Source organism: Pseudomonas sp. W17 (assembly GCF_040268305.1).
Classification (GTDB): Bacteria; Pseudomonadota; Gammaproteobacteria; order Pseudomonadales; family Pseudomonadaceae; genus Aquipseudomonas; species Aquipseudomonas protegens.
In genome coordinates this window covers 981,170-1,002,659 of the sequence record NZ_CP158490.1, presented here as the reverse complement: position 1 = coordinate 1,002,659, position 21,490 = coordinate 981,170, and the positions used below count along the sequence as shown (strand labels likewise).

The following is a 21,490-nucleotide window of genomic DNA, read 5'->3' as shown; positions in this document are numbered from 1 at the left end:
AGCCGGTGCACGTTGCTCAGACGCGGAAAGCGCCGATCAATTGCTTCAGTTGCACCACCTGGGCCGACAACTGCCGGCTGGCATCCTCGGTCTGGTGCGCCCCCTCGGCAGTGCGCTCACCGGCACGATTGATCTCGACGATGTTCTGGTCGATGTCGTGGGCCACCGCGGTCTGCTGCTCCACGGCCGCGGCGATTTGCTGGTTCTGGTCGACGATCATGCCTACTGCACCAAGGATATTTTCCAGTGCCTGCTGGACCTTTTCCGACTGGTCCACCGTACCGTTGGCCATGGCGTGGCTGCTGCCCATGGCCTTGACCGCCGCGCTGACGCCACCGTGGAGCTTGCCGATCATGTCCTCAATCTCCTCGGTGGACTGCTGGGTGCGTTTGGCCAGGGTCCGCACTTCATCGGCCACCACCGCAAAGCCCCGGCCCTGCTCACCGGCGCGCGCCGCCTCGATGGCCGCGTTGAGGGCCAGCAGGTTGGTCTGCTCGGCGATGCTCTTGATCACCTCCAGGACCCGGCTGATGGACTGGCTGTCGCTGGCCAGCTGGTTGATCACCAGCACCGACTGGTCGATCTCGCTGGCCAGCCGGGCGATGCTGCCCTGCTGGGATTCCACCAGCCCGCGGCCACTGATGGTTTCGTCATTCACGCTGTGGGCGCTGCTGACCGCCGCCGCGGCGCTGCGAGCCACTTCCTGGGAGGTGGCGGACATCTGGTTCATCGCCGTGGCCACTTGCTCGATCTGGGTGCGCTGGCCGGCCACGGCCTGATTGCTCTGGGCCGATACACTCTGCACTTGCCCGGCCTGGCGCTCCACCTCACTGACGGTGTGGCCAACCCGCTCGATCAGGTCGTGGATTTTCAGCACGGTGCCGTTGAACACACTGCCCAGTTCCCCCAGTTCGTCGCGGCTGTGGGCGGTGAAGCTGACGGTCATGTCCCCCGCCGCTACCTTGTCCATCATCGCCCCCAGGCGCCGCAGAGTGGTGCGGGTGGAAGCGTAGAAACCGCCGTACAGGTAGACGATGGAGAGAAACACCAGGGCCAGGGCCGCCACCAGCAGTACCATGTGGCGACGGTTCTGCTCCAGGCGCTTTTGCAACTCGACATCCAGGAATTTCAAGGTGCCTTCATTGAGCTGGTAGGTCTGCGCCATCAGCCCGCTGACCTGGTCGTAGAAGGCCTGCCAGGGCGCATCCAGGGTATCGGCCATCACCACCTGCTCCTCGAACAGCTCGCTGGCCTGCTTGAGGCTGCCCTTGCTGGTCGTGGCCAGCGTGTCGAGAGCATCGTGGGCAGCGCGGCTGGAACCCAGGGCATCCTGCAACTTGAGCCCGTATTCGGCCTGGAGCTTTTCGATCTGCACCAGCAATTCGTCGAAACGCGTGCTGGACGAGGAATTGAGGAACCCCTGGCCCAAGGAGTAGGCGCCCATGGCCCGGCCTTCACCGAGGAGCTGGGTAACCTGCGGGGTGACGCTGGTGATCAGCTCGCTGAGCTGGCGAATGTCACCCTGGCCATCGCGGCTCAGGCCCGACTGGCTGGCGATGATCTGGCTGAACAACTGCGCGCTGCCCAGCAATTTGCCGATCAGGCCGCTTTTGTTCAGCAGCGAGCTTTCCACTTGCTGGGTCTTGAAAGCGGCAATCAGTTCATCGCGCTTGGCGTTGAAGACCTCCACCTGCTGTGGGTCCGTGGTCACCGCCTGCAAGGCCTGCAGGCGCTCCAGCACGGATTTCTCCAGGGCCGCGATCTTGCCTTCCAGGTCCCCTGCCTTGCCGGACTGACCGAGGCTGGCGTTGATCTGCACCAGGTTATTGAGGGTTTCCAGGTCTCGGCGCAGGGCCAGGCTGCTGCCCAGCAGGTCGAGGCTTTGCAGTTCGACCCGGGTGCCCTGGAACTCGCGGTAGGAGTCGCGCACCAGATAGAAGTTGGTCACCAGCATGGGTAGAAAGAACAGCACGCTGATCAGGCTGAACTTCATGCCGAAGCTCAGGCGGTTCATCAGCGCGACAGCGGGATAGAGCAAGCTCTTCACAAAGAAGTCTCCCTTTTCTTTTATTGTTATTGGCAGGCAGGCGAAGGCAGCAGATAGCCACTATTCGGCGCTCCGTCTGTATAGCTCAATTTCGTGGGAGGTTTTGTAACTTAAAGTTAACCGCCAGCCCGACATCCAGGGGACGCTCGCGGGCTGTGGCGAGGGAGCTTGCTGCCGATCGACGGCGCAGCCGTCGCACTCTCTGCGATGCGCTGCGCCAGAAAACCCTCGGTGGGCGGTTGGGGCCAGCCCTTGGTCACCTCAGGCCAGGACGGTCCACAGGGCAAAGCCGGCGTACCAGAGCACCGCCGCCCGCAACAACAGCTCCCAGATACGATCCAGGCTGCTGATACCTTCGGGCCCGACTTCCGGCGGCGGGATTTCCGCGGCCACCAGGCCGACCTTTTCCACCAACTGCGCGGCACCGATATGCCAGTTGAGCAACTCGTGGAGCATCACCCGGCCGACTGCGACAAAGTTACCCACCAGAGCAAAACTCGCCGCCAGCAGGCGCACCGGCAACCAGTCGAAGGCATGTCGCAACTGCCCCGCGCGTTCGACCAGGGCGGGGTTCCTGCCATGTTCGGCGGCGAGAGCCAACAGGCGATAGCTCAGGGCCGCTACCGGCCCCAGCAGAAAGTACCAGAAGATCACCGCGAAGAAACTCTGGAAGGCCTGCCACAGCAGGTGGCCCTGCACTCGCTCCAGCAGTTGTTCGCCATTTTCGGCGCAGATGCCCAGGTCACGTTCTGCGACATGGGCTGCCGCTTGCAGATCCTCACGCCGCCAGGCGTCACGGAAAGGGCCCAGTTCACCCAGCAAGTCGCCGCGCCCCAGGGCGTAGATCACCACCAGCAGGTGCACCGGCAGCGCCAGCAAGCCATAGGCGATGGGCTCCAGCACCAGCAGCAACAGCCCGAGCAGCGCCACCGGCAGCAACACCATGACGATCAGCAGCCACCACGGATGCCCGGCCATACGCGGGCTCGACTCCAGCCGCGCCAGTTCCCCCAGCCACCAGCCATCACGCTGCACCCGCTGGCGCAGGGCCGAGAACTTCTCGATCCACACCGCCAACAGCAACACCAGAAAACTCATTGTTCTTCCCCCTTCTCCAAGGCGGCACGAAAGCGTGCCCAGTCGAATCCCGGGCCCGGGTCGGTCTTGCGCCCGGGCGCGATGTCGCTATGCCCGCAGATCCGTTGTGGCGTGATGTCGCTGAAGGCCCGCCGCAGTTGCCTGCTCAGGCTGATCAACGAGTGATATTGAGCATCGCTGAAAGGCTGATCATCGGTGCCTTCCAGTTCGATGCCCAGGGAAAAGTCGTTGCACGTCTCACGCCCCTGGAAACTCGAGACACCGGCATGCCAGGCCCGATCCAGGCAGGAAACGAATTGGGTGACGGCGCCGTCACGCTCGATCAGAAAATGCGCAGAAACACGCAGATCGGCGATCCCGGCAAAATAGGGATGCTCTGTGACATCAAGGCGATTCTGGAAGAATTCCTGCACCTTGCCGGTGCCGAACTGCCCCGGCGGCAGGCTGATGTTGTGAATCACCAGCAGGGAAATCTCGCCCGCGGGACGTTCATTGAAATTGGGTGACGGGCAATGCCGTACGCCATGACACCACCCCGTGGCAGGGTCCAGCCGCATACCGATTCCTTCAACTAAAGCCTTGGGTGGCCCAGTATGCCGCGTTATCCCCTCGGGTTGCGATCACTTGCCGTGATTGAGTCGCTGCAGGTTGCCGATCACCGATTCCAGGGCGCGGTCGAACAGCAGGGTGTCATCCAGGGCGCGCACTGCGCCACGCTGGAACTCCAGGGCCAGGCCCATGCGCGTACGCTCCAGCACCTTCATGCCGGTGCGGTTGACGAACACGTATTTGGCCACCGGATGGGGAACAATCGCCGCCAGTTTGCAGCGCAGGGTGTTGTCCTCGTCCTCCTGGAATTCGACCCAGGCCCCAAGCCGCAGTTGGTCCACCCATTGCACGCTGGGGTCGCTGGCCGGCAACGCCAGCGGCGCGACTTCCAGCGGGCCCTCTTCAGCACTGGGCAGGACAATCTCTTCGGCCACCACGATCATGTGTGCAGGGTCTGCTTCCAGTACGGCACCCTGCAGTTGCGGGGCCTGAGCCTCGCGCTCGAATGCCTGCAAGTGCAGGAGCTCCAGCTGGCTGAAGAACTCACTGGTAGCGAAAGGATCGAAAGCCGCCGCGCTCAAACCCTCGCGCAGGCCCTTGAGCAACCCCGGCACCAGCGCCAGCAGACGCATGGCAGTATCCGGCTGTTCATGGCGCTGCACGCTCCAGATCAGCTCCAGCAGGGTCTGCTCCGCAGTTTGCCACTCTGGCGAGTCGTCGCCGTGCTTGAGGCAACTGAGCAGCATCACCTGGCTCCAGGCTTCGCGGACAAAATCCACCACCTTCTGCGGCAACACCTTGCCCAGCAGGGCGTCATTCAGGGCCTGCTCTACCCGGCGCCGGGCCAGCTCGGCCCTGGCCCGCCCTTCCTCGGCGTCACGGGTACGCTGCTCCAGCAACTCGGCGCGACGCCGTTCATCGGCAGTGAAGGCCAGGAAGTCCGCCAGCAGCTCGGAGAAGATCGCCGGGTCATCGCTGAACTCGCTGAGCAGGCGTTGCACCACTTGCTCGATCCGCAGGTACAGACTGTCGCGCTGGTGGTCATCGCAACCGCCCCAGCCCATGGCGGCAGCGGCGATCTCATTGAGCAGGCGCCGGGCCGGGTGATTACCGCGGCTGAAGAAACTCTTGTCCAGCACCGCCACCTTGAGCATGGGAATCTGCAGGCGGCCAATCAGCGCCTTGAGCGAGTCCGGCAGGTTGCGGTCATCGAGAATGCATTCGAAGAGCATGGCGATCAGGTTGATCACGTCTTCATCGGCCACATCCACCACCCGGGATTTGCCGCTCTTGACGCTGACCCGGGTCAGCAATTGTTCCAACTGGTTGCGCAGGTCGAAATCGTCCTGGGCGCTGGGCGCCGGCACGTATTGCTGCAGATGCGACAGCAGGCGCATGAGGTCGCGGGTGGAAATCGGCTGGGTTTCGGCGCTGGCTTCCAGGGTCGGCGCCACGCTGCCACGCACATGAAACAGCAGGGTCTGCAGGGCGGCGAAAACTTCCTGCACGCTCTCGTCGAGCTGCGACTGGCTGGATTTCGCCGTGCCCCCCTCGGTCGCTGACGCACGGGCCTCGGCCTGGGCTCGATCGGCCGCCCGGCGGGCCGGAGCAGGCATCAGTTCCGGCAGGATCCCGGTGGCGATCAGCAGCTGGTTGGCTTCGGCATAGAGTTGTTCGGCATCGCTGAGCACATAACGCTCGAACAACTTGAGGATGATCAGCTTGACCTTGATTTCCACCCCCAGGCTGCGCCCGGCCTGGAGGAAATACTCGCAGAGCAGCGCCGGCCCCAGGGGGTTGTCCCCATCCACCAGGCGCCGTCCCAGCAGCACACTCAGGCGCTCCGTCAACTGCCCCAGGGCGAAGCCATCACGGTTGAGCACCTTGGCTACCATGGCATCCACCGCGACGGTCTTTTCCAGGTCATCGTGGGACGGATCCAGTGATGGGTCGTAGACCACGGCATGGGGAATGGCCAGGGCCGGGTCATACTGCACCAGGCAGGCAAAAGCCTGGAAGAACGCCTCCAGGAAACCGCGCTCGATGCTCTTGCGCTTCAGCCGCAGGTCGCGCATGGCTTCGAAGAGGGTGTTTTGCTCGACGTTGTTGCGGGCCCGATCGGCCATTTCGAACAGGGTGTCATCAGCGTTATCGAACAGTTCCTGCAAGCCGTGGCGCAATTGCTGGGCGGCCTTGTCTCGGACCTGAAGCAGAATCACAGGCAGGCGGGCAAGCGGCGAAGCGGTCGCCTGATCTGTAGCGGCCTTGTGCAAAGGCACTACATTCCCGTCGTTGTGCATCCAAGCCTCCTGGAAAGGTGTTTCTTCGGTTCGAGATCAAGATTCAGTCAAGCCGACGACGCTCACAGCCGGCTCTCAGCGGAGGCGCATGCACTCCACTGCACTTCATTTAGGGGGAAGCCAAAGACACGTCAAAGCTATGACGTCAATTACAAGTCATATTATCTTGTAAAAGTCCCCTCTTGCGCCAGCAGACTCTGTGGCCTCCTCCGAAATAACCCCTAGCGACTCAAGAAAAGTCACTCCTATTCATCAGACAAAGCCATCCAGGACAGGTTCGCCAATGCCTTGCAGGCATTTGCCACCTTGGGTTCGCTGATCCCCTGGCCCTATAATCGGCGCACTTTGTTTGTGGAGCCCGTTATGCCGAATCTACGCCTCGCCGACCTGACCGCCGAAATCGAAGCCAACGTGCGCCGTGCGTTGCTGGAAGACATCGGCAGCGGCGACATCACCGCGCAACTGATCCCGGCCGAACGTCTGGCCAAGGCCACCATCATTACCCGCGAAGCCGCAGTAGTCGCCGGCACCGCCTGGGTCGATGCGGTCTTTCGCCAGCTGGACCCGCGGGTCGCTGTGCACTGGCAAGTGGCCGACGGTGAGCGGGTGGTGCCCAACCAGGTGCTTTTCCACCTCGAAGGCCCAGCCCGCTCGCTGCTCACCGGCGAGCGCAGTGCCCTGAACTTTCTGCAACTGCTGTCCGGCGTGGCCACCCGCGCGCGGTACCTGGCGGACTTTGTCGCCGATACCCAGGTCAAGCTGCTGGATACCCGCAAGACCCTGCCGGGGCTGCGCCTGGCACAGAAGTACGCGGTCACCTGCGGCGGTTGCCACAACCACCGCATCGGCCTGTATGACGCCTTCCTGATCAAGGAAAACCATATCGCTGCCTGCGGCGGTATCGCCCAGGCCATCAGCACCGCCCACAGGATCGCCCCGGGCAAGCCGGTGGAAGTGGAAGTGGAAAGCCTGGAGGAACTGAAGGAGGCCCTGGCCGCCGGGGCCGACATCATCATGCTCGACGAACTGAGCCTGGACGACATGCGCGAGGCCGTGCGCCTGAACGCCGGCAAGGCCAAGCTGGAAGCCAGTGGCGGGATCAACGAAAGCACCTTGCGCCCGATCGCCGAGACCGGGGTGGATTACATTTCCATCGGTGCCATGACCAAGGACGTGAAAGCGCTGGACCTGTCCATGCGCTTGAGCCTCTGAGCCATGAAAAACGCCAGCCTGGTTCAGGCTGGCGTCGTGCTCAACCGTCGATCTCGTTGAGCTGCAGATAGTCCTCCAGGTCCATGCCCAGCGCTTCAGCAACTTCCTGATGCACCTCCAGGCGCATGGCCTTCAGTTCCTCCGGTGTTTCTGCCACCAGATCGAGCACCAGTTCCCATGGCTCTATGCCGCGGGATTCCGCCTCGTCCTCGAACGCCCATTGCGCCTGCTGCTTCTGCTCTTCCGGGCTCAGGGCGCTGATTTCCTCTTGCAAGGAAGGCGTGGCAGCCAGGTACCTTTCAAGCGCTACGTCGATTCTTGCCTCTTTAGGAATCATCTCGTTCTCTCTGATCGTGGGAATGGAAGATGGATCTGGATCGTTGGGATCTCTCTGCCGCAAAAAACCGTTGTGAACTTCGATTTATCTGGCCTTCAGAACCATTCTGGATCATCTGAAAACAGCATGCTGGTACTCAGACAGGGACCGAATATAGGACCTTTGGGCGACGATTTATATGACCTGATGCACCCCTGAGAGAGAAATCGGCGGATTTGCGGGCCATCACCAGACACCGCCTCACCAGAAACCTCAGGAAACAAGGCTGCTCAGCCCGTTGCGGTTCCTTTTCTCAAGCAGACTCCTGCCTTGCCAAGTTCGAAAAATCTTCTGAGATTTTCAAGGATGTCGTACTTCTTAACTGCCCCATCACTGGCAATATTCATTTCAGCTTTGGTCACCCACAAGTGCCCTTCCTTTCTTTGATTAGGAATAACGGAGAGCACGATATTAAATTTTGTAGCCTCAGGAGCTTTCCCGGATGCCTTAGGCTCATAAAAATTAAACGTCAGTTCGTTATTATCATTGGGCGAGACACTTTGCGCACTGACAACAGGCAGTCCAGCCTTCGAAGCAGTTGGAAAATTAGCCGAGTACAACACGCTTGCGCCGCGTACCTCTTGGGTTATCTCCAAATAATATTGCTCACGATCTTTCACATTCGCGGGAGTCGTGCACTCTTCGCCCTCCGTTGCAAAATACCGCCCCTCGAACTCATACGAAGGGGGTTTCTCACAGGCTGCAAGGGCCAGCGACACTGCACCGATTAACGCCAACTTCCACTTCTTCACAACTGGACGCTCCATGATTCCCAGGCGCCATTATGGGGAATGCTGTTCGCTGGCACCACCTGATTCATGACCAGCATCAAGTACTCGCATGAGCAACTAAGCATGGGCCCATCCATGACGGGCACAGAGAAGCAAAGCCTTAGTTACCACTATTACTTCAAATACATGAACGCCTATAAAACATCACGCAAAAGTAACGATAAAAGTGCGCAGTTGAATAGAGCAACACCCCATGAAACTTCCAGAGCGAACCATGGCACCTGTCAACCATGTGTTATGGATACAACCGATACCTTCAACACGGGTTAAACCTGCCTGGCGGAAGTTCGTAGAGAGTGTCTTTTGAGGGAGCTCATTCAGCGTCAGACGGAGTTTGCTGGAGGGGGTAGATTCAGAAACTGCCCCACTCTCGATATCTGGTGCCGGTGACAGGAATCGAACCTGCGACCTTCGCGTTACGAGTGCGCTGCTCTACCGACTGAGCTACACCGGCGTGGGCTAAAACCTAGCACCAGCGTCCCGGGCCGGCAACCGAGCGGCTTTTATCGCAGATAGCAAAACGCCCCGAACCAGTCGGGGCGTCTGCTTGTTCAGCGTAAGGCTAAAGGGTGATTAAACGCCCGAAGCCTTGGCTGCTGCCACGTCTTTGATGGACAGCTTGATACGGCCGCGGTTGTCCACGTCCAGTACCAGCACTTCCACTTCCTGACCTTCTTTCAGGATGTCGGTGACTTTCTCAACGCGAGCGTCGCTCAGCATGGAGATGTGCACCAGACCATCCTTGCCCGGCAGGATGTTGACGAAGGCACCGAAGTCGACGATGCGCTCAACCTTGCCGACGTAGATCTTGCCGATCTCGGCTTCCGCGGTGATGCCCAGAACGCGCTGACGCGCGGCCTCTGCAGCTTCCTTGGTTTCGCCGAAGATCTTGATCGAGCCGTCGTCTTCGATGTCGATCGAAGCCTTGGTTTCTTCACAGATCGCGCGGATGGTGGCGCCGCCTTTACCGATGACGTCACGGATCTTGTCGGTGTCGATCTTCATCGCGATCATGGTCGGAGCGTTGGCCGACAGCTCGGTACGGGACTGACCGATGATCTGGTTCATCTGACCGAGGATGTTCAGGCGAGCTTCCAGGGCCTGGCCCAGGGCGATCTCCATGATTTCTTCGGTGATGCCTTTGATCTTGATGTCCATCTGCAGCGCGGTGACGCCTTTGGCGGTACCGGCTACCTTGAAGTCCATGTCGCCCAGGTGGTCTTCGTCACCCAGGATGTCGGTCAGAACGGCGAACTTCTCGCCTTCCTTGACCAGGCCCATGGCGATACCGGCAACCGGCGCCTTCATCGGCACGCCAGCGTCCATCAGCGCCAGGGAAGCACCGCACACGGAAGCCATGGAGCTGGAACCGTTGGACTCGGTGATTTCCGATACTACGCGGATGGTGTAAGGGAACACGTCGGCGGCTGGCAGCATGGCCTGGACCGAGCGACGGGCCAGACGGCCGTGACCGATTTCACGACGACCAGCGCCGCCCATGCGACCACACTCGCCCACCGAGAACGGAGGGAAGTTGTAGTGCAGCATGAAGGGGTCTTTCTTCTCGCCTTCCAGGGTGTCCAGCAGCTGTGCGTCACGGGCAGTACCCAGGGTCGCAACCACCAGGGCCTGGGTTTCGCCACGGGTGAACAGGGCCGAACCGTGAGTCTTGGGCAGTACGCCGACTTCGATGTTCAGCGGACGTACAGTGCGAGTGTCGCGGCCGTCGATACGTGGCTTGCCGTTGACGATGTTTTCGCGAACGGTGCGGTATTCGATCTCGCCGAAAGCGGCTTTGACGTCGGCAGCCGAAGGCTGGCCTTCTTCACCGGAGAGCTTGGCGACCACCTGGTCTTTCAGCTCGCCCAGGCGAGCGTAACGGTCGGCCTTGACGGTGATGGTGTAAGCCTGGGAGATGGCTTCGCCGAACTCGGCACGGATAGCGCCCAGCAGTTCGGTGGCTTCTGGGGCAGCAGCCCAATCCCAGGTAGGTTTGGCAGCTTCGGCGGCCAGCTCTTTGACAGCCTTGATCACCGACTGGAATTCGTCGTGGGCGAACAGTACAGCGCCCAGCATCTGGTCTTCGGTCAGCTCTTTGGCTTCCGATTCAACCATCAGTACGGCTTCTTCGGTACCGGCCACGACCATGTCCAGGCTCGAAGCAGCCAGTTGCTCGTAGGTCGGGTTCAGCAGGTAGCCGGTGCTTTCGTGGAATGCCACGCGAGCGGCGCCGATCGGGCCGTCGAAAGGAATGCCGGAAATGGCCAGGGCAGCCGAGGTACCGATCATCGCAGCGATGTCCGGATCGGTCTTCTTGCTGGTGGAAACCACGGTGCAGACTACCTGCACTTCGTTCATGAAGCCTTCTGGGAACAGAGGGCGGATCGGACGGTCGATCAGACGCGAGGTCAGGGTTTCTTTCTCGGAAGGACGGCCTTCGCGCTTGAAGAAACCGCCAGGGATCTTACCGGCAGCGTAAGTCTTTTCCTGGTAGTGAACAGACAGAGGGAAGAAGCCCTTGCCTGGATCGGCTTGCTTGGCGCCAACCACGGTCACCAATACGCTGACGTCGTCGTCAACGGTGACCAATACTGCGCCGGAGGCCTGACGGGCGATACGGCCAGTCTCGAGGGTTACGGTCGACTGACCGAACTGGAATTTTTTGATTACCGGGTTCACGGTGTCCTACCTTCTTTGTGGCTCTTGGGGAAACTTGCTTCTTGCGAAATTCTTGGGCAATGCGGGGAATCGGCCCAGCCTTTATTGTCCAGGTAAAACAGTGCAGCAGATAAAACTTGAGGCTGGAAGCCTGCCATACGCCGGCGGAAAAACCGCTGACGCATGGCAAACAACCAACCTCATAGCGCAATCGCTGATTAGCGACGCAGACCCAGACGACCGATCAGGGTGCTGTAACGGCTCAGGTCCTTGCCTTTCAGGTAGTCCAGCAGCTTACGACGCTGGTTTACCATGCGGATCAGGCCACGACGGGAGTGGTGGTCTTTACCGTTGGCTTTGAAGTGACCTTGCAGTTTGTTGATGTTGGCGGTCAGCAGTGCAACTTGCACTTCTGGCGAACCAGTGTCACCAACAGCTTGCTGGTAGTCGGTTACGATCTGAGCTTTTTCTTCAACGCTGAGTGCCATGTGGGCAATCCTTATATCAGGAAACTGTTCAAGAACAGTTTCAACAGGCCAGGGACAAATCCCTGTATCTATAAATGAGTAGTGACCGTGCCTGTTAACAGCCACCCTCGTCCGGTCATTCTGACCGAATCAGTCGACGCGGCGCGATGCGCCCGTCTTCGCTCACTTCACCGATACCGATGAAGCGACCGTTGTGATCCTGTACCCGCACCATGCCGAACTTCGGTGCATCCGGGGCACGTACCGGCTGGCCGTTGAGCCAGTAGAACGCGCTGTGCTCCGAGAACTGCAGCAGCGGCCAATCCAGCAGACCGCTGTCCGATGGCATCAGGAAGCGGTCTACCGCTTCGTTGCCGCCTTCGGCGTGCACCGCTTCAAGCTCTTCCAGGGTGACCGTCTGGGCCAGGCTGAAAGGTCCGGCCTGGGTCCGTCGCAGTTCTGCAACGTAGGCACCACAGCCGAGCTTTTCACCGATATCTTCCACCAGGGTGCGGATATAGGTGCCTTTGCTGCAGTCCACCGCCAGGCGAGCAGTGTCACCTTCGAAGGCGAGCAATTCCAAGCGCGCAATAGTAACAGAACGCGGTTCGCGCTCCACCACTTCCCCTGCACGAGCCAGTTTGTAGAGTGGCTGGCCATCGCGTTTGAGGGCCGAGTACATCGGCGGTATCTGCTTGATTTCGCCACGAAATTCCGGCAATACCGCCTCGATATCGGCACGACCAACGGTCACTTCGCGGGTCTGCAAAACTTCGCCTTCAGCGTCCGCGGTGGTGGTGGTCTTGCCCAACTGAGCCAGGGTTTCGTAACCCTTGTCGGAATCGAGCAGGTATTGCGAGAACTTGGTGGCCTCGCCAAAGCACAGCGGCAAAACGCCGGTGGCCAGGGGGTCGAGGCTACCGGTGTGGCCGGCCTTCTCGGCATTGAGCAGCCAACGGACCTTCTGCAGCGCCGCGTTGGAGGTGAAGCCCAGCGGCTTGTCCAGGAGGATGATGCCGCTGACGTTACGACGGATACGCTTGACCTGAGCCACCGCTTACTCCTTGGCGTCTTCAGGGGCAGGCGCGTCGCCATGCTGGCTGTCTTCAGCCACGGCACGCTCGATCAGGGCCGACAGGTGCGCCCCGCGGGCCACGCTCTCGTCGTAATGGAAGTGCAGTTGCGGCACGCTGCGCAGCTTCATTTCCTTGGCCAATTGCATGCGCAGGAAACCTGCCGCCGAGTTCAGCACCTTGATGCTCTGGGCGATTTGTTCGGCGTTTTCCTGGCCCATCACGGTGATGAAGATCTTCGCGTGGCCGACGTCGCGGCTGACTTCCACGGCGGTGATGGTCACCAGGCCGACGCGTGGATCCTTGACTTCACGACGGATCAGTTGCGCCAGTTCGCGCTGCATCTGATCACCGATACGTTGGGTACGGCTGTATTCTTTTGCCATGTCTTGTTACCTGTTACTGCCTCACGGTGAAACCCGTGTGGTCTGAAAGCGGCAAACGCCCGGCCTGGCAGAAGCCAGACCGGGCGTTGCGTTTAGAGGCCGCCGAGGGCGCCGTGCATTTGCATGCGAGCGGCCATCAGGGCTCTTGAAGTGCGCGAGTTAGAGGCTGCGAGCAACCTGGACCTTCTCGAAGACTTCGATCTTGTCGCCGACTTTGACGTCGTTGTAGCTCTTCACGCCGATACCGCATTCCATGCCGGCACGTACTTCAGAGGCGTCATCCTTGAAGCGGCGCAGGGATTCAAGCTCGCCTTCGAAGATAACGATGTCTTCACGCAGTACGCGGATTGGACGGTTACGGTGCACGACACCTTCGATGACCATGCAACCGGCGATCGCACCAAACTTCGGCGAGCGGAACACGTCGCGAACTTCGGCAACACCCAGGATGTTCTCCCGAACGTCGCTGCCCAGCATACCGGTCAGGGCTTTCTTGACGTCTTCGATGATGTCGTAGATCACGTTGTAGTAACGCATATCCAGACCTTCCTGCTCGACGATCTTCCGTGCGCCGGCATCGGCGCGCACGTTGAAGCCGAACAGTACAGCGTTGGAGGCCAGTGCCAGGTTGGCGTCGCTTTCGGTGATACCACCGACGCCGCCGCCCACTACGCGCACTTGCACTTCGTCGTTGCCCAGGCCGTTCAGAGCGCCTTGCAGAGCTTCCAGCGAACCACGGACGTCGGATTTGAGGACGATGTTGAGCGTCTTCTTCTCTTCCTGGCCCATGCTTTCGAAGATGTTTTCCAGCTTGCCGGCGTGAGCACGGGCCAGCTTGACCTCGCGAAACTTGCCTTGACGGAACAAAGCCACTTCACGGGCTTTCTTCTCGTCGGCAACCACGCTCATCTCGTCGCCAGCGTCCGGAGTACCGTCCAGGCCGAGGATCTCGACCGGAATGGAAGGACCGGCTTCCTTGATTGGCTTGCCGTTCTCATCGAGCATGGCGCGCACGCGGCCATAGTTCGAACCGACCAGCACCATGTCGCCTTGACGCAGCGTACCGTCCTGAACCAGCACGGTAGCTACCGGGCCGCGGCCCTTGTCGAGGCGGGACTCGACCACGACACCGCGGCCCGGGGCCGAAGGAGTCGCCTTGAGTTCCAGAACTTCGGCCTGCAGCAGAACAGCTTCCAGCAGGTCGTCGACACCGGTACCCATTTTCGCGGAGACCGGTACGAATGGAGTATCACCACCCCAGTCTTCCGACGTCACGCCGTGAACCGAAAGCTCACTGCGGATACGGTCCAGGTCGGCGCCCGGCTTGTCGATCTTGTTCACCGCAACCACCAGCGGAACGCCGGCAGCTTGTGCGTGCTGAACGGCTTCAACGGTCTGCGGCATCACGCCGTCGTCCGCTGCAACCACCAGGATCACAATGTCGGTGGCCTTGGCACCACGGGCACGCATGGCGGTAAACGCGGCGTGACCAGGGGTGTCGAGGAAAGTGACCATGCCGCGCTCGGTTTCTACGTGGTAGGCACCGATGTGCTGGGTGATGCCGCCGGCCTCGCCCGCGGCCACTTTGGCGCGACGGATGTAGTCCAGCAACGAAGTCTTACCGTGGTCAACGTGGCCCATTACGGTCACGACCGGCGCACGGGCAACTGCTTCACCTTCGAACTTCAGGGACTCGGCCAGGGAATCTTCCAGGGCGGTGTCGCTGACCAGGGTCACTTTGTGGCCCAGTTCTTCAGCAACCAGCTGGGCAGTTTCCTGGTCCAGAACCTGGTTGATGGTGGCTGGAGTACCCAGCTTGAACATGAACTTGATGACTTCGGCAGCCTTGACCGACATCTGCTGGGCCAGTTCGCCCACAGTGATGGTCTCGCCGATCTGCACGTCACGTACCACTGGCCCGGTTGGGCTCTGGAAACCGTGAGCATTGCGCTTCTTCAGCTTGGCCTTGCCGCGACCACCACGACGGAAGCCATCGCTTTCTTCGTCGGTGGTACGTGGGGCAACGCGCGGAGCTGGGGCCTTTTCCTTGACCGAAGCACGATGCGGAGCATTTTTGCGCTCGCCATCGCCGCCACGACGGTTGTCGTCGTTGCGGGTCTTGTCCGGACGGCGCTGTTCGTCTTTCTTGCGCGCGTCAGCTGCTGGAGCCGCAGCGGCCACCGGAGCTTCCTGCACAGGCTCGACTACAGGCGCTGGAGCAGGAGCTGCTGATTGCGCAGCAACCGGCTCGGCAACCGGAGCAGGCTGGCGACGCGCTTCTTCTTCGGCGCGACGCTTGGTTTCTTCTTCAGCCTTCTGACGAGCAGCATTTTCTACTGCACGACGTTCTTCCAGTTCGCGTTGACGCTCGGCTTCGATTTCTTCCGGGCTGCGCTGTACGAAGACTTTCTTCTTGCGCACTTCAACGCTGATGCTCTTGCTGCCAGCAACCCGCAGGGTGCTGGTGGTCTTGCGCTGCAAAGTAATTTTGCGTGGTTCTTCCACTTTCGCCTTGTGGCTGCTTTTCAGGTGAGTCAGCAACGACTGCTTCTCACTGTCGCTCACATGTTCCTCGGCGGCGGTGTGCGGCAGACCTGCCTCACGCATCTGCTGCAGCAGGCGCTCTACCGGTGTTTTGACCTCATCGGCCAGTTGTTTCACCGTGACTTGCGTCATGCACTTCTCTCCTCAGGCCGCGCCTAATTACTCGAACCAGTGGGCTCGGGCGGCCATGATCAACTTGCCGGCACGATCATCGTCAATGCCGTCGATGTCGAGCAGGTCGTCAATAGACTGCTCGGCCAGGTCTTCGCGGGTAATTACGCCGCGCACCGCCAGTTCCATCGCCAAATCCTTGTCCATACCCTCAAGCGAGAGCAGGTCTTCGGCCGGATGGGCGTCTGCCAGCTTTTCCTCAGTAGCGATGGCTTTAGTCAACAAGCGATCCTTGGCCCGAGCGCGAAGCTCGTTGACGATATCTTCGTCAAAGCCGTCGATGTTGAGCATTTCTTCCAGCGGTACGTAGGCAATCTCTTCCAGGCTGGTGAAGCCTTCATCAACCAGAACCTGTGCCAGTTCTTCATCGACTTCCAGCTCGTCGATGAAATTGCGCAGGATGTCGCCGGTTTCTGCTTGCTGCTTGGCCTGGATGTCCGATTCGGTCATCACGTTCAGGGTCCAGCCAGTCAGTTGGCTGGCCAGACGCACGTTCTGACCACCACGACCGATGGCTTGAGCCAGATTGTCTGCGCCAACGGCGATGTCCATGGCATGGGCATCTTCGTCGACGATAATTGCCGCGACTTCGGCCGGCGACATGGCGTTGATCACGAACTGCGCCGGGTTCTCATCCCACAGGACGATATCCACACGCTCGCCACCCAACTCACCGGAAACGGCCTGGACGCGCGAACCGCGCATACCAATGCACGCGCCCTGCGGGTCGATGCGCTTGTCCTTGGAGCGAACTGCGATCTTGGCCCGCGAACCCGGATCACGGGAGGCGGCCATTACTTCGATCAGGCCTTCGGCAATTTCCGGCACTTCGATACGGAACAGCTCGATCAGCATTTCCGGCGCGGTACGCGACAGGATCAGCTGCGGGCCGCGGTTCTCGGTGCGGATTTCCTTGAGCAGCGCGCGCAGGCGCACGCCAACCCGGAAAGTCTCACGGGAGATGATGTCTTCACGGGCCAGCAACGCCTCGGCGTTGTTACCCAGGTCGACGATCACGTTGTCACGTGTCACTTTTTTCACGGTGCCGGAGATGATTTCCCCCAGGCGCTCGCGATAGGCATCAACTACCTGTGCGCGCTCGGCTTCGCGAACCTTCTGCACGATGACCTGCTTGGCGGTCTGGGCAGCGATGCGGCCGAACTCGATGGATTCGATCTTTTCTTCGATCACATCACCGACTTTGGCGTCGGGATGGGTTTCGCGAGCCTTGCTCAACCAGGTCTCGACCGCTGGATCATCCAGGTCGGCTTCTTCGACCACCGTCCAGCGACGGAAAGTTTCGTAGGAACCGGTGTGGCGATTGATTTCCACACGCAGGTCTACTTCGTCCTCAAAACGCTTCTTGGTAGCAGTGGCCAGAGCCAGCTCCAGCGCTTCAAAAATTACGCTTGCCGGTACACCCTTTTCATTGGATACCGACTCAACAACCAGCAGTACTTCTTTGCTCATCGTACGCCTCGCCTTTCGCAAGCCATTGGATCCGCGGGATCCGCGTCTCAGTCAAAACTGGGAATTATGTTGGCCTTGTCGATCATATCGATCGGCAACAGGAACTCATGGTCATCCACTTGCACCACGACATCCTGTTCCTCCACCCCGCGGAGAAGGCCCTGAAAATTACGCCGACCTTCGAAGGGCGAGCGCAGTTTGATCTTCACTTGCTCACCGACATACTTGGCAAACTGTTCAAGAGTGAACAGTGGGCGTTCCATGCCAGGAGAGGAAACTTCAAGGGTGTATTCAACGGAGATCGGATCTTCTACGTCGAGAACACCACTGATCTGACGGCTGACGATGGCGCAATCGTCCACCAGCACGCCGCCTTCTTTATCGATATAAACGCGCAACAATGAGTGGCGACCCTGAGCCGAAAACTCAATACCCCAGCATTCATAGCCAAGGGCCACGACCACCGGGGCCAACAAGGCCTGCAACTGTTCTAGCTTGCTCGACACCTGAACCCCCTCGTGCATGCTTGTGCAAATAAAAAATGGGCGAAGCGCCCATCCCGGAAACGCCGTTGAATAGCGGCGTTGTAAAGTGTCCAGCTAACAAAAAGCCCCTGAAAAGGGGCTCCGCTAAAACTGGTTGCGGGGGCCGGATTTGAACCGACGACCTTCGGGTTATGAGCCCGACGAGCTACCAGACTGCTCCACCCCGCGACAAAGCTGGGGCGGAAGTATACGACTGATCCCTTTTTGGGTCAATGTAACCTTCCACCTACAAGAAAGCCCGCAACAGCGGGCTCTCCTGATAATTGGTACCGAGAAGGGGACTCGAACCCCTACACCCTATGGGCACAACCACCTCAAGGTTGCGTGTCTACCAATTCCACCACCTCGGCATAGACTACGTTACTGCGTGAAACTCTTCTTACTTCTGCTCTGGAGCTGGAGGTACGTCAGTCGCGCTGTTGGCCGACTTTTGCTCTTGGAGCACCGGGACATCATCAGAAGCCGGTTTTTGCTTCGGTACTTCAAGCACTGCTGGATCTGGCAAACCTACTTGAGTCAGCTGGTGAGCTTTCTCTTTAGCAAAGTAACCTAACCCCAAGCTGGTTATGAAGAAACCGGCGGCAAGTATAGCAGTAAACTTACTAAGAAAGGTAGAGGAACCTTGGCTTCCGAACACAGTATTTGAAGCACCTGCACCGAAAGACGCGCCAGCATCCGCACCTTTACCCTGCTGCAGCAAAACCAGAGCAACTACGCCCAGGGCACCCAGCAGATGAAAAACGACTACGACTGTTTCCAGCATTTTTTCAGTTTCCCGCGGCGCGACAGATCGCACCGAACTCATCTGCATTCAGGGAAGCTCCACCAATGAGCCCCCCATCGATATCCGGCATGCCGAACAGTTCGACCGCATTGGCCGCCTTCACGCTGCCGCCGTATAGAAGCCGCACACCTCGTGCCACTTCAGAATTTTCTGCCGCCAACTGCGCGCGGATAGCTGCGTGCACATCCTGCGCCTGCTGCGGTGTCGCAGTCAGCCCGGTACCAATGGCCCAGACCGGCTCGTAAGCGATAACAGCATTGGCGAACGCACCAACACCCAACTCTTCGATGATGCTGCCCAGCTGACGCCCGACAACCTCTAGAGTCTTCCCGGCTTCGCGCTGCTCGAGGGTCTCCCCTACACACAGAACCGGCTTCAAGCCACAGGCCTGCGCCGCTGCGAACTTGCGATTGAGAGTCGCGTCACGCTCACCCATGATCAGGCGGCGCTCGGAGTGCCCAACCAGCACCAGGGAACAACCTGCATCCACCAACTGACTCGGGGCGATCTCGCCCGTCAATGCACCTTGCATGGATTCCACCGCAGAGTTCTGCGCGCCGACCTGAATCGACTTACCCTTCAAGCCATCAATCACTTGATTGATATGCAAGCAAGGCGGGAATACCGCGACATCAACACCGCTTGGCAAGGCCAGATGACGAAGGCCGTTGATCAGCTCAGCGACGCTGGCGCGGGTACCGTGCATCTTCCAGTTACCAGCTACCATAGGGCGACGCATGCTGTACCTCGTCGGTCAAAGTGGGCGCAGATGTTACCCAACCAAAACAACACTGGCAAGCCGAAATCAGGCAGAAACTTCAGCAACCAGTTTCGCCAGCTCTTCGGCGTAAGCGCGAACCTGAGCTTCGTCGTCGCCTTCAACCATCACGCGCACCAGAGGCTCAGTACCCGACTTGCGCAACAGAACCCGACCACGCCCAGCCATAGCGGCCGTGACACGCTCGCAAGCCTCTTTCACCGCAGGATGCTCGACCGGGTTCTCACCGCCGCCAAAGCGCACATTGACCAGCACCTGAGGACACTTGCGCAGCCCCTGACGGGACTGGGCCAGGCTTTCACCACGAGCCTTGAGCGCCATCAGCACCTGCAGCGCGGCGATGATCGCATCCCCGGTAGTAGCATGACGGAAGCACACGATGTGCCCGGAGTTTTCGCCACCTACCAGCCAATTGCGCTCCAGCAGCTCGGCGATCACATAACGGTCACCGACGTTGGCCCGCACAAAGGGGATGCCCAAGTCCGCCAGGGCCAGTTCCAGCCCCAGGTTGCTCATGAGCGTTCCGACCACACCGCCTTGCAGCTTGTCACGCTCATGCAGGTCGCGAGCGATGATGAACAGCAGCTCATCACCATCCACGATCGCACCAGTCTGATCGACCATCAGCACCCGGTCACCATCGCCATCAAAGGCGATCCCCAGGTCCGCATGCTCGGCCAGGACAGCCGCCTGCAATTGGCCCATGTGGGTCGAGCCGCAGTTTTCGTTGATGTTCAAGCCATTGGGTTGCGCGGACAGCACAGTGACCTGCGCCCCCAACTCGCGGAACACGCTTGGCGCCACCTTGTAGGTCGCGCCATGAGCGCAGTCGAGAACAACTTTCAAACCAGCGAAGCTGGTGCTGGAAGGCACGCTGCTTTTGCAGAATTCGATATAACGCCCTGAAGCGTCGTTGATCCGCGAAACCTTGCCGAGCTTGCTCGACTCCACCACGGTCATCGGCGCATCCAGCAACTCCTCGATCATCAGCTCGACCTCGTCAGGCAGTTTGGTGCCTTCGCCCGAGAAAAACTTGATGCCGTTGTCATCATGAGGATTGTGCGAGGCACTGATAACGATGCCCGCCTCCGCATGGAAAGTACGCGTCAGGTAAGCAATGGCCGGAGTCGGCATCGGCCCCAGGAGCATCACATCAGCACCAGCTGCAGACAACCCGGCCTCCAGTGCAGACTCGAACATGTACCCGGAGATACGCGTATCCTTGCCCACCAGCACGCGGCAGGCGCCCATGCTGCGAAATGCCATGCCGGCGGCCCAGCCGAGCTTGAGCATGAAATCAGGAGTGATAGGGAATTGGCCTACACGGCCACGGATGCCGTCGGTGCCAAAGTATTTTTTAGTCATAAGTACTCCATCATTCTTATTCGGCGGATTCCACTGCCGCAATCATTCGCACCACATCCACGGTCTCGGCGACATCATGGACACGGATAATTTTCGCGCCCTTGGACACTGCCAGGGCCGCTAGCGCCAGACTGCCGTGCAATCGCTCACCTACGGGGCGATTCAAGGCCTGGCCAATCATGCTCTTGCGCGACACCCCAACCAACAACGGGCGCCCAAGGGCATGCAAGGCATCCATATGCTTGAACAGGCTCAGGTTGTGTTGCAGGGTCTTGGCAAAGCCAAAGCCCGGATCGAGCACAATCCGCTCTGGACCGATGCCCACTGACGCACACTGGGCCATGCGCTCAACCAGGAACTCGGCAACCTCTCGGGTCACGTCCTGATAATGCGGGTTGTCCTGCATATCACCGGGCTCACCCAGCATGTGCATCAGACACACCGGCAAGCCAGTGGCCGCCGCCGCATCCAGGGCACCCTCCCGGCGCAATGAACGAACGTCATTGATCAGCCCTGCGCCGAGGCGAGCGGTTTCACGCATCACCGCCGGTGTCGAGGTATCAACAGAAATGATCACATCCAACTCACGGTGGATGCGCTCGACCACAGGCGCGACTCGCTCCAACTCCTCCAGCGGCGATACCGCACGGGCACCCGGGCGAGTGGATTCGCCACCGACATCAATCAGCGTAGCACCGGCCGCAACCATGGCCTCGGCATGCTGCAAAGCCAGATCAAGCTGGCTGAAGCGGCCACCATCAGAGAAGGAGTCGGGAGTTACATTCAAGATGCCCATGACATGCGCACGGGCCAAATCAAGAACCCGGTTGCCGCAAGGCAACCGGGTGGAGGAAGGAACAGAAGTCATTTAAAACC

General features: G+C 59.9%; 18 protein-coding genes and 3 tRNA genes. 1 reads left to right on the top strand and 20 read right to left on the bottom strand.

Translation table 11 applies throughout. The annotated features are described in order from the left end of the window. Positions 1-16 precede the first annotated feature (16 nt). From ABCR88_RS04490 to ABCR88_RS04475, 4 genes are all read right to left on the bottom strand, one after another. Complete coding sequence (locus ABCR88_RS04490) at positions 17-2,047, bottom strand: methyl-accepting chemotaxis protein (protein WP_232643034.1); 2,031 nt, start codon at positions 2,045-2,047, stop codon at positions 17-19. 261 nt (positions 2,048-2,308) lie between these two features. Beyond that, the gene (gene ampE / locus ABCR88_RS04485) at positions 2,309-3,145 is read right to left on the bottom strand and encodes a regulatory signaling modulator protein AmpE (RefSeq protein WP_350404159.1); all 837 of its coding nucleotides are present in this window, start codon (positions 3,143-3,145) and stop codon (positions 2,309-2,311) included. Further along, positions 3,142-3,702: a 1,6-anhydro-N-acetylmuramyl-L-alanine amidase AmpD gene (ampD, locus tag ABCR88_RS04480; RefSeq protein ID WP_232643036.1), complete on the bottom strand. Its 561-nt coding sequence runs from the start codon at positions 3,700-3,702 to the stop codon at positions 3,142-3,144. The genes ampE and ampD overlap by 4 nt, the downstream gene beginning before the upstream one ends. A gap of 63 nt (positions 3,703-3,765) precedes the next feature. Next, positions 3,766-5,994: a DUF1631 domain-containing protein gene (locus tag ABCR88_RS04475; RefSeq protein ID WP_350023591.1), complete on the bottom strand. Its 2,229-nt coding sequence runs from the start codon at positions 5,992-5,994 to the stop codon at positions 3,766-3,768. 363 nt (positions 5,995-6,357) lie between these two features. Between ABCR88_RS04475 and nadC the strand changes: the two genes are divergently transcribed. After that, positions 6,358-7,206 carry a carboxylating nicotinate-nucleotide diphosphorylase gene (gene nadC, locus ABCR88_RS04470; protein ID WP_350023590.1) on the top strand — a complete coding sequence of 283 codons (849 nt, stop codon included), beginning with the start codon at positions 6,358-6,360 and terminating at the stop codon, positions 7,204-7,206. Positions 7,207-7,246: 40 nt separating this feature from the next. Here nadC and ABCR88_RS04465 read toward each other — a convergent pair whose 3' ends face one another. The 16 genes from ABCR88_RS04465 to folP form a co-directional block, all read right to left on the bottom strand. Then, the gene (locus ABCR88_RS04465; RefSeq protein ID WP_015634123.1) at positions 7,247-7,543 is read right to left on the bottom strand and encodes a DUF6388 family protein; all 297 of its coding nucleotides are present in this window, start codon (positions 7,541-7,543) and stop codon (positions 7,247-7,249) included. 269 nt (positions 7,544-7,812) lie between these two features. Next, complete coding sequence (locus ABCR88_RS04460) at positions 7,813-8,334, bottom strand: hypothetical protein (RefSeq protein WP_041115944.1); 522 nt, start codon at positions 8,332-8,334, stop codon at positions 7,813-7,815. A 417-nt stretch (positions 8,335-8,751) separates the two neighbouring features. Then, positions 8,752-8,827, bottom strand: a tRNA-Thr gene (locus ABCR88_RS04455). A gap of 119 nt (positions 8,828-8,946) precedes the next feature. Further along, a complete protein-coding gene (pnp, locus tag ABCR88_RS04450) occupies positions 8,947-11,052 on the bottom strand; it encodes a polyribonucleotide nucleotidyltransferase (protein ID WP_041115943.1) in 2,106 nt (701 codons plus the stop codon). A 197-nt stretch (positions 11,053-11,249) separates the two neighbouring features. Beyond that, positions 11,250-11,519, bottom strand: a complete 270-nt coding sequence (gene rpsO / locus ABCR88_RS04445) for a 30S ribosomal protein S15 (RefSeq protein WP_011059205.1) — start codon at positions 11,517-11,519, stop codon at positions 11,250-11,252. A gap of 115 nt (positions 11,520-11,634) precedes the next feature. Further along, complete coding sequence (truB, locus tag ABCR88_RS04440) at positions 11,635-12,552, bottom strand: tRNA pseudouridine(55) synthase TruB (protein ID WP_011059204.1); 918 nt, start codon at positions 12,550-12,552, stop codon at positions 11,635-11,637. 3 nt (positions 12,553-12,555) lie between these two features. Then, complete coding sequence (rbfA, locus tag ABCR88_RS04435; protein ID WP_011059203.1) at positions 12,556-12,957, bottom strand: 30S ribosome-binding factor RbfA; 402 nt, start codon at positions 12,955-12,957, stop codon at positions 12,556-12,558. Positions 12,958-13,116: 159 nt separating this feature from the next. After that, complete coding sequence (gene infB, locus ABCR88_RS04430) at positions 13,117-15,633, bottom strand: translation initiation factor IF-2 (RefSeq protein WP_350023589.1); 2,517 nt, start codon at positions 15,631-15,633, stop codon at positions 13,117-13,119. 27 nt (positions 15,634-15,660) lie between these two features. Next, positions 15,661-17,142, bottom strand: a complete 1,482-nt coding sequence (gene nusA / locus ABCR88_RS04425) for a transcription termination factor NusA (RefSeq protein WP_011059201.1) — start codon at positions 17,140-17,142, stop codon at positions 15,661-15,663. Positions 17,143-17,189: 47 nt separating this feature from the next. Then, positions 17,190-17,648 carry a ribosome maturation factor RimP gene (gene rimP / locus ABCR88_RS04420; RefSeq protein ID WP_041120545.1) on the bottom strand — a complete coding sequence of 153 codons (459 nt, stop codon included), beginning with the start codon at positions 17,646-17,648 and terminating at the stop codon, positions 17,190-17,192. A 130-nt stretch (positions 17,649-17,778) separates the two neighbouring features. Continuing rightward, a tRNA-Met gene (locus ABCR88_RS04415) sits at positions 17,779-17,855 on the bottom strand. Positions 17,856-17,951: 96 nt separating this feature from the next. Then, positions 17,952-18,037, bottom strand: a tRNA-Leu gene (locus ABCR88_RS04410). Positions 18,038-18,066: 29 nt separating this feature from the next. Further along, positions 18,067-18,450: a preprotein translocase subunit SecG gene (gene secG, locus ABCR88_RS04405; protein ID WP_015634120.1), complete on the bottom strand. Its 384-nt coding sequence runs from the start codon at positions 18,448-18,450 to the stop codon at positions 18,067-18,069. Positions 18,451-18,454: 4 nt separating this feature from the next. Further along, positions 18,455-19,210, bottom strand: coding sequence for a triose-phosphate isomerase (gene tpiA, locus ABCR88_RS04400; protein WP_015634119.1), 756 nt, complete (start codon positions 19,208-19,210; stop codon positions 18,455-18,457). A 66-nt stretch (positions 19,211-19,276) separates the two neighbouring features. Then, positions 19,277-20,614, bottom strand: coding sequence for a phosphoglucosamine mutase (glmM, locus tag ABCR88_RS04395; RefSeq protein ID WP_041115940.1), 1,338 nt, complete (start codon positions 20,612-20,614; stop codon positions 19,277-19,279). A 16-nt stretch (positions 20,615-20,630) separates the two neighbouring features. Beyond that, the gene (gene folP, locus ABCR88_RS04390) at positions 20,631-21,482 is read right to left on the bottom strand and encodes a dihydropteroate synthase (RefSeq protein ID WP_041115939.1); all 852 of its coding nucleotides are present in this window, start codon (positions 21,480-21,482) and stop codon (positions 20,631-20,633) included. Positions 21,483-21,490: the final 8 nt, after the last annotated feature.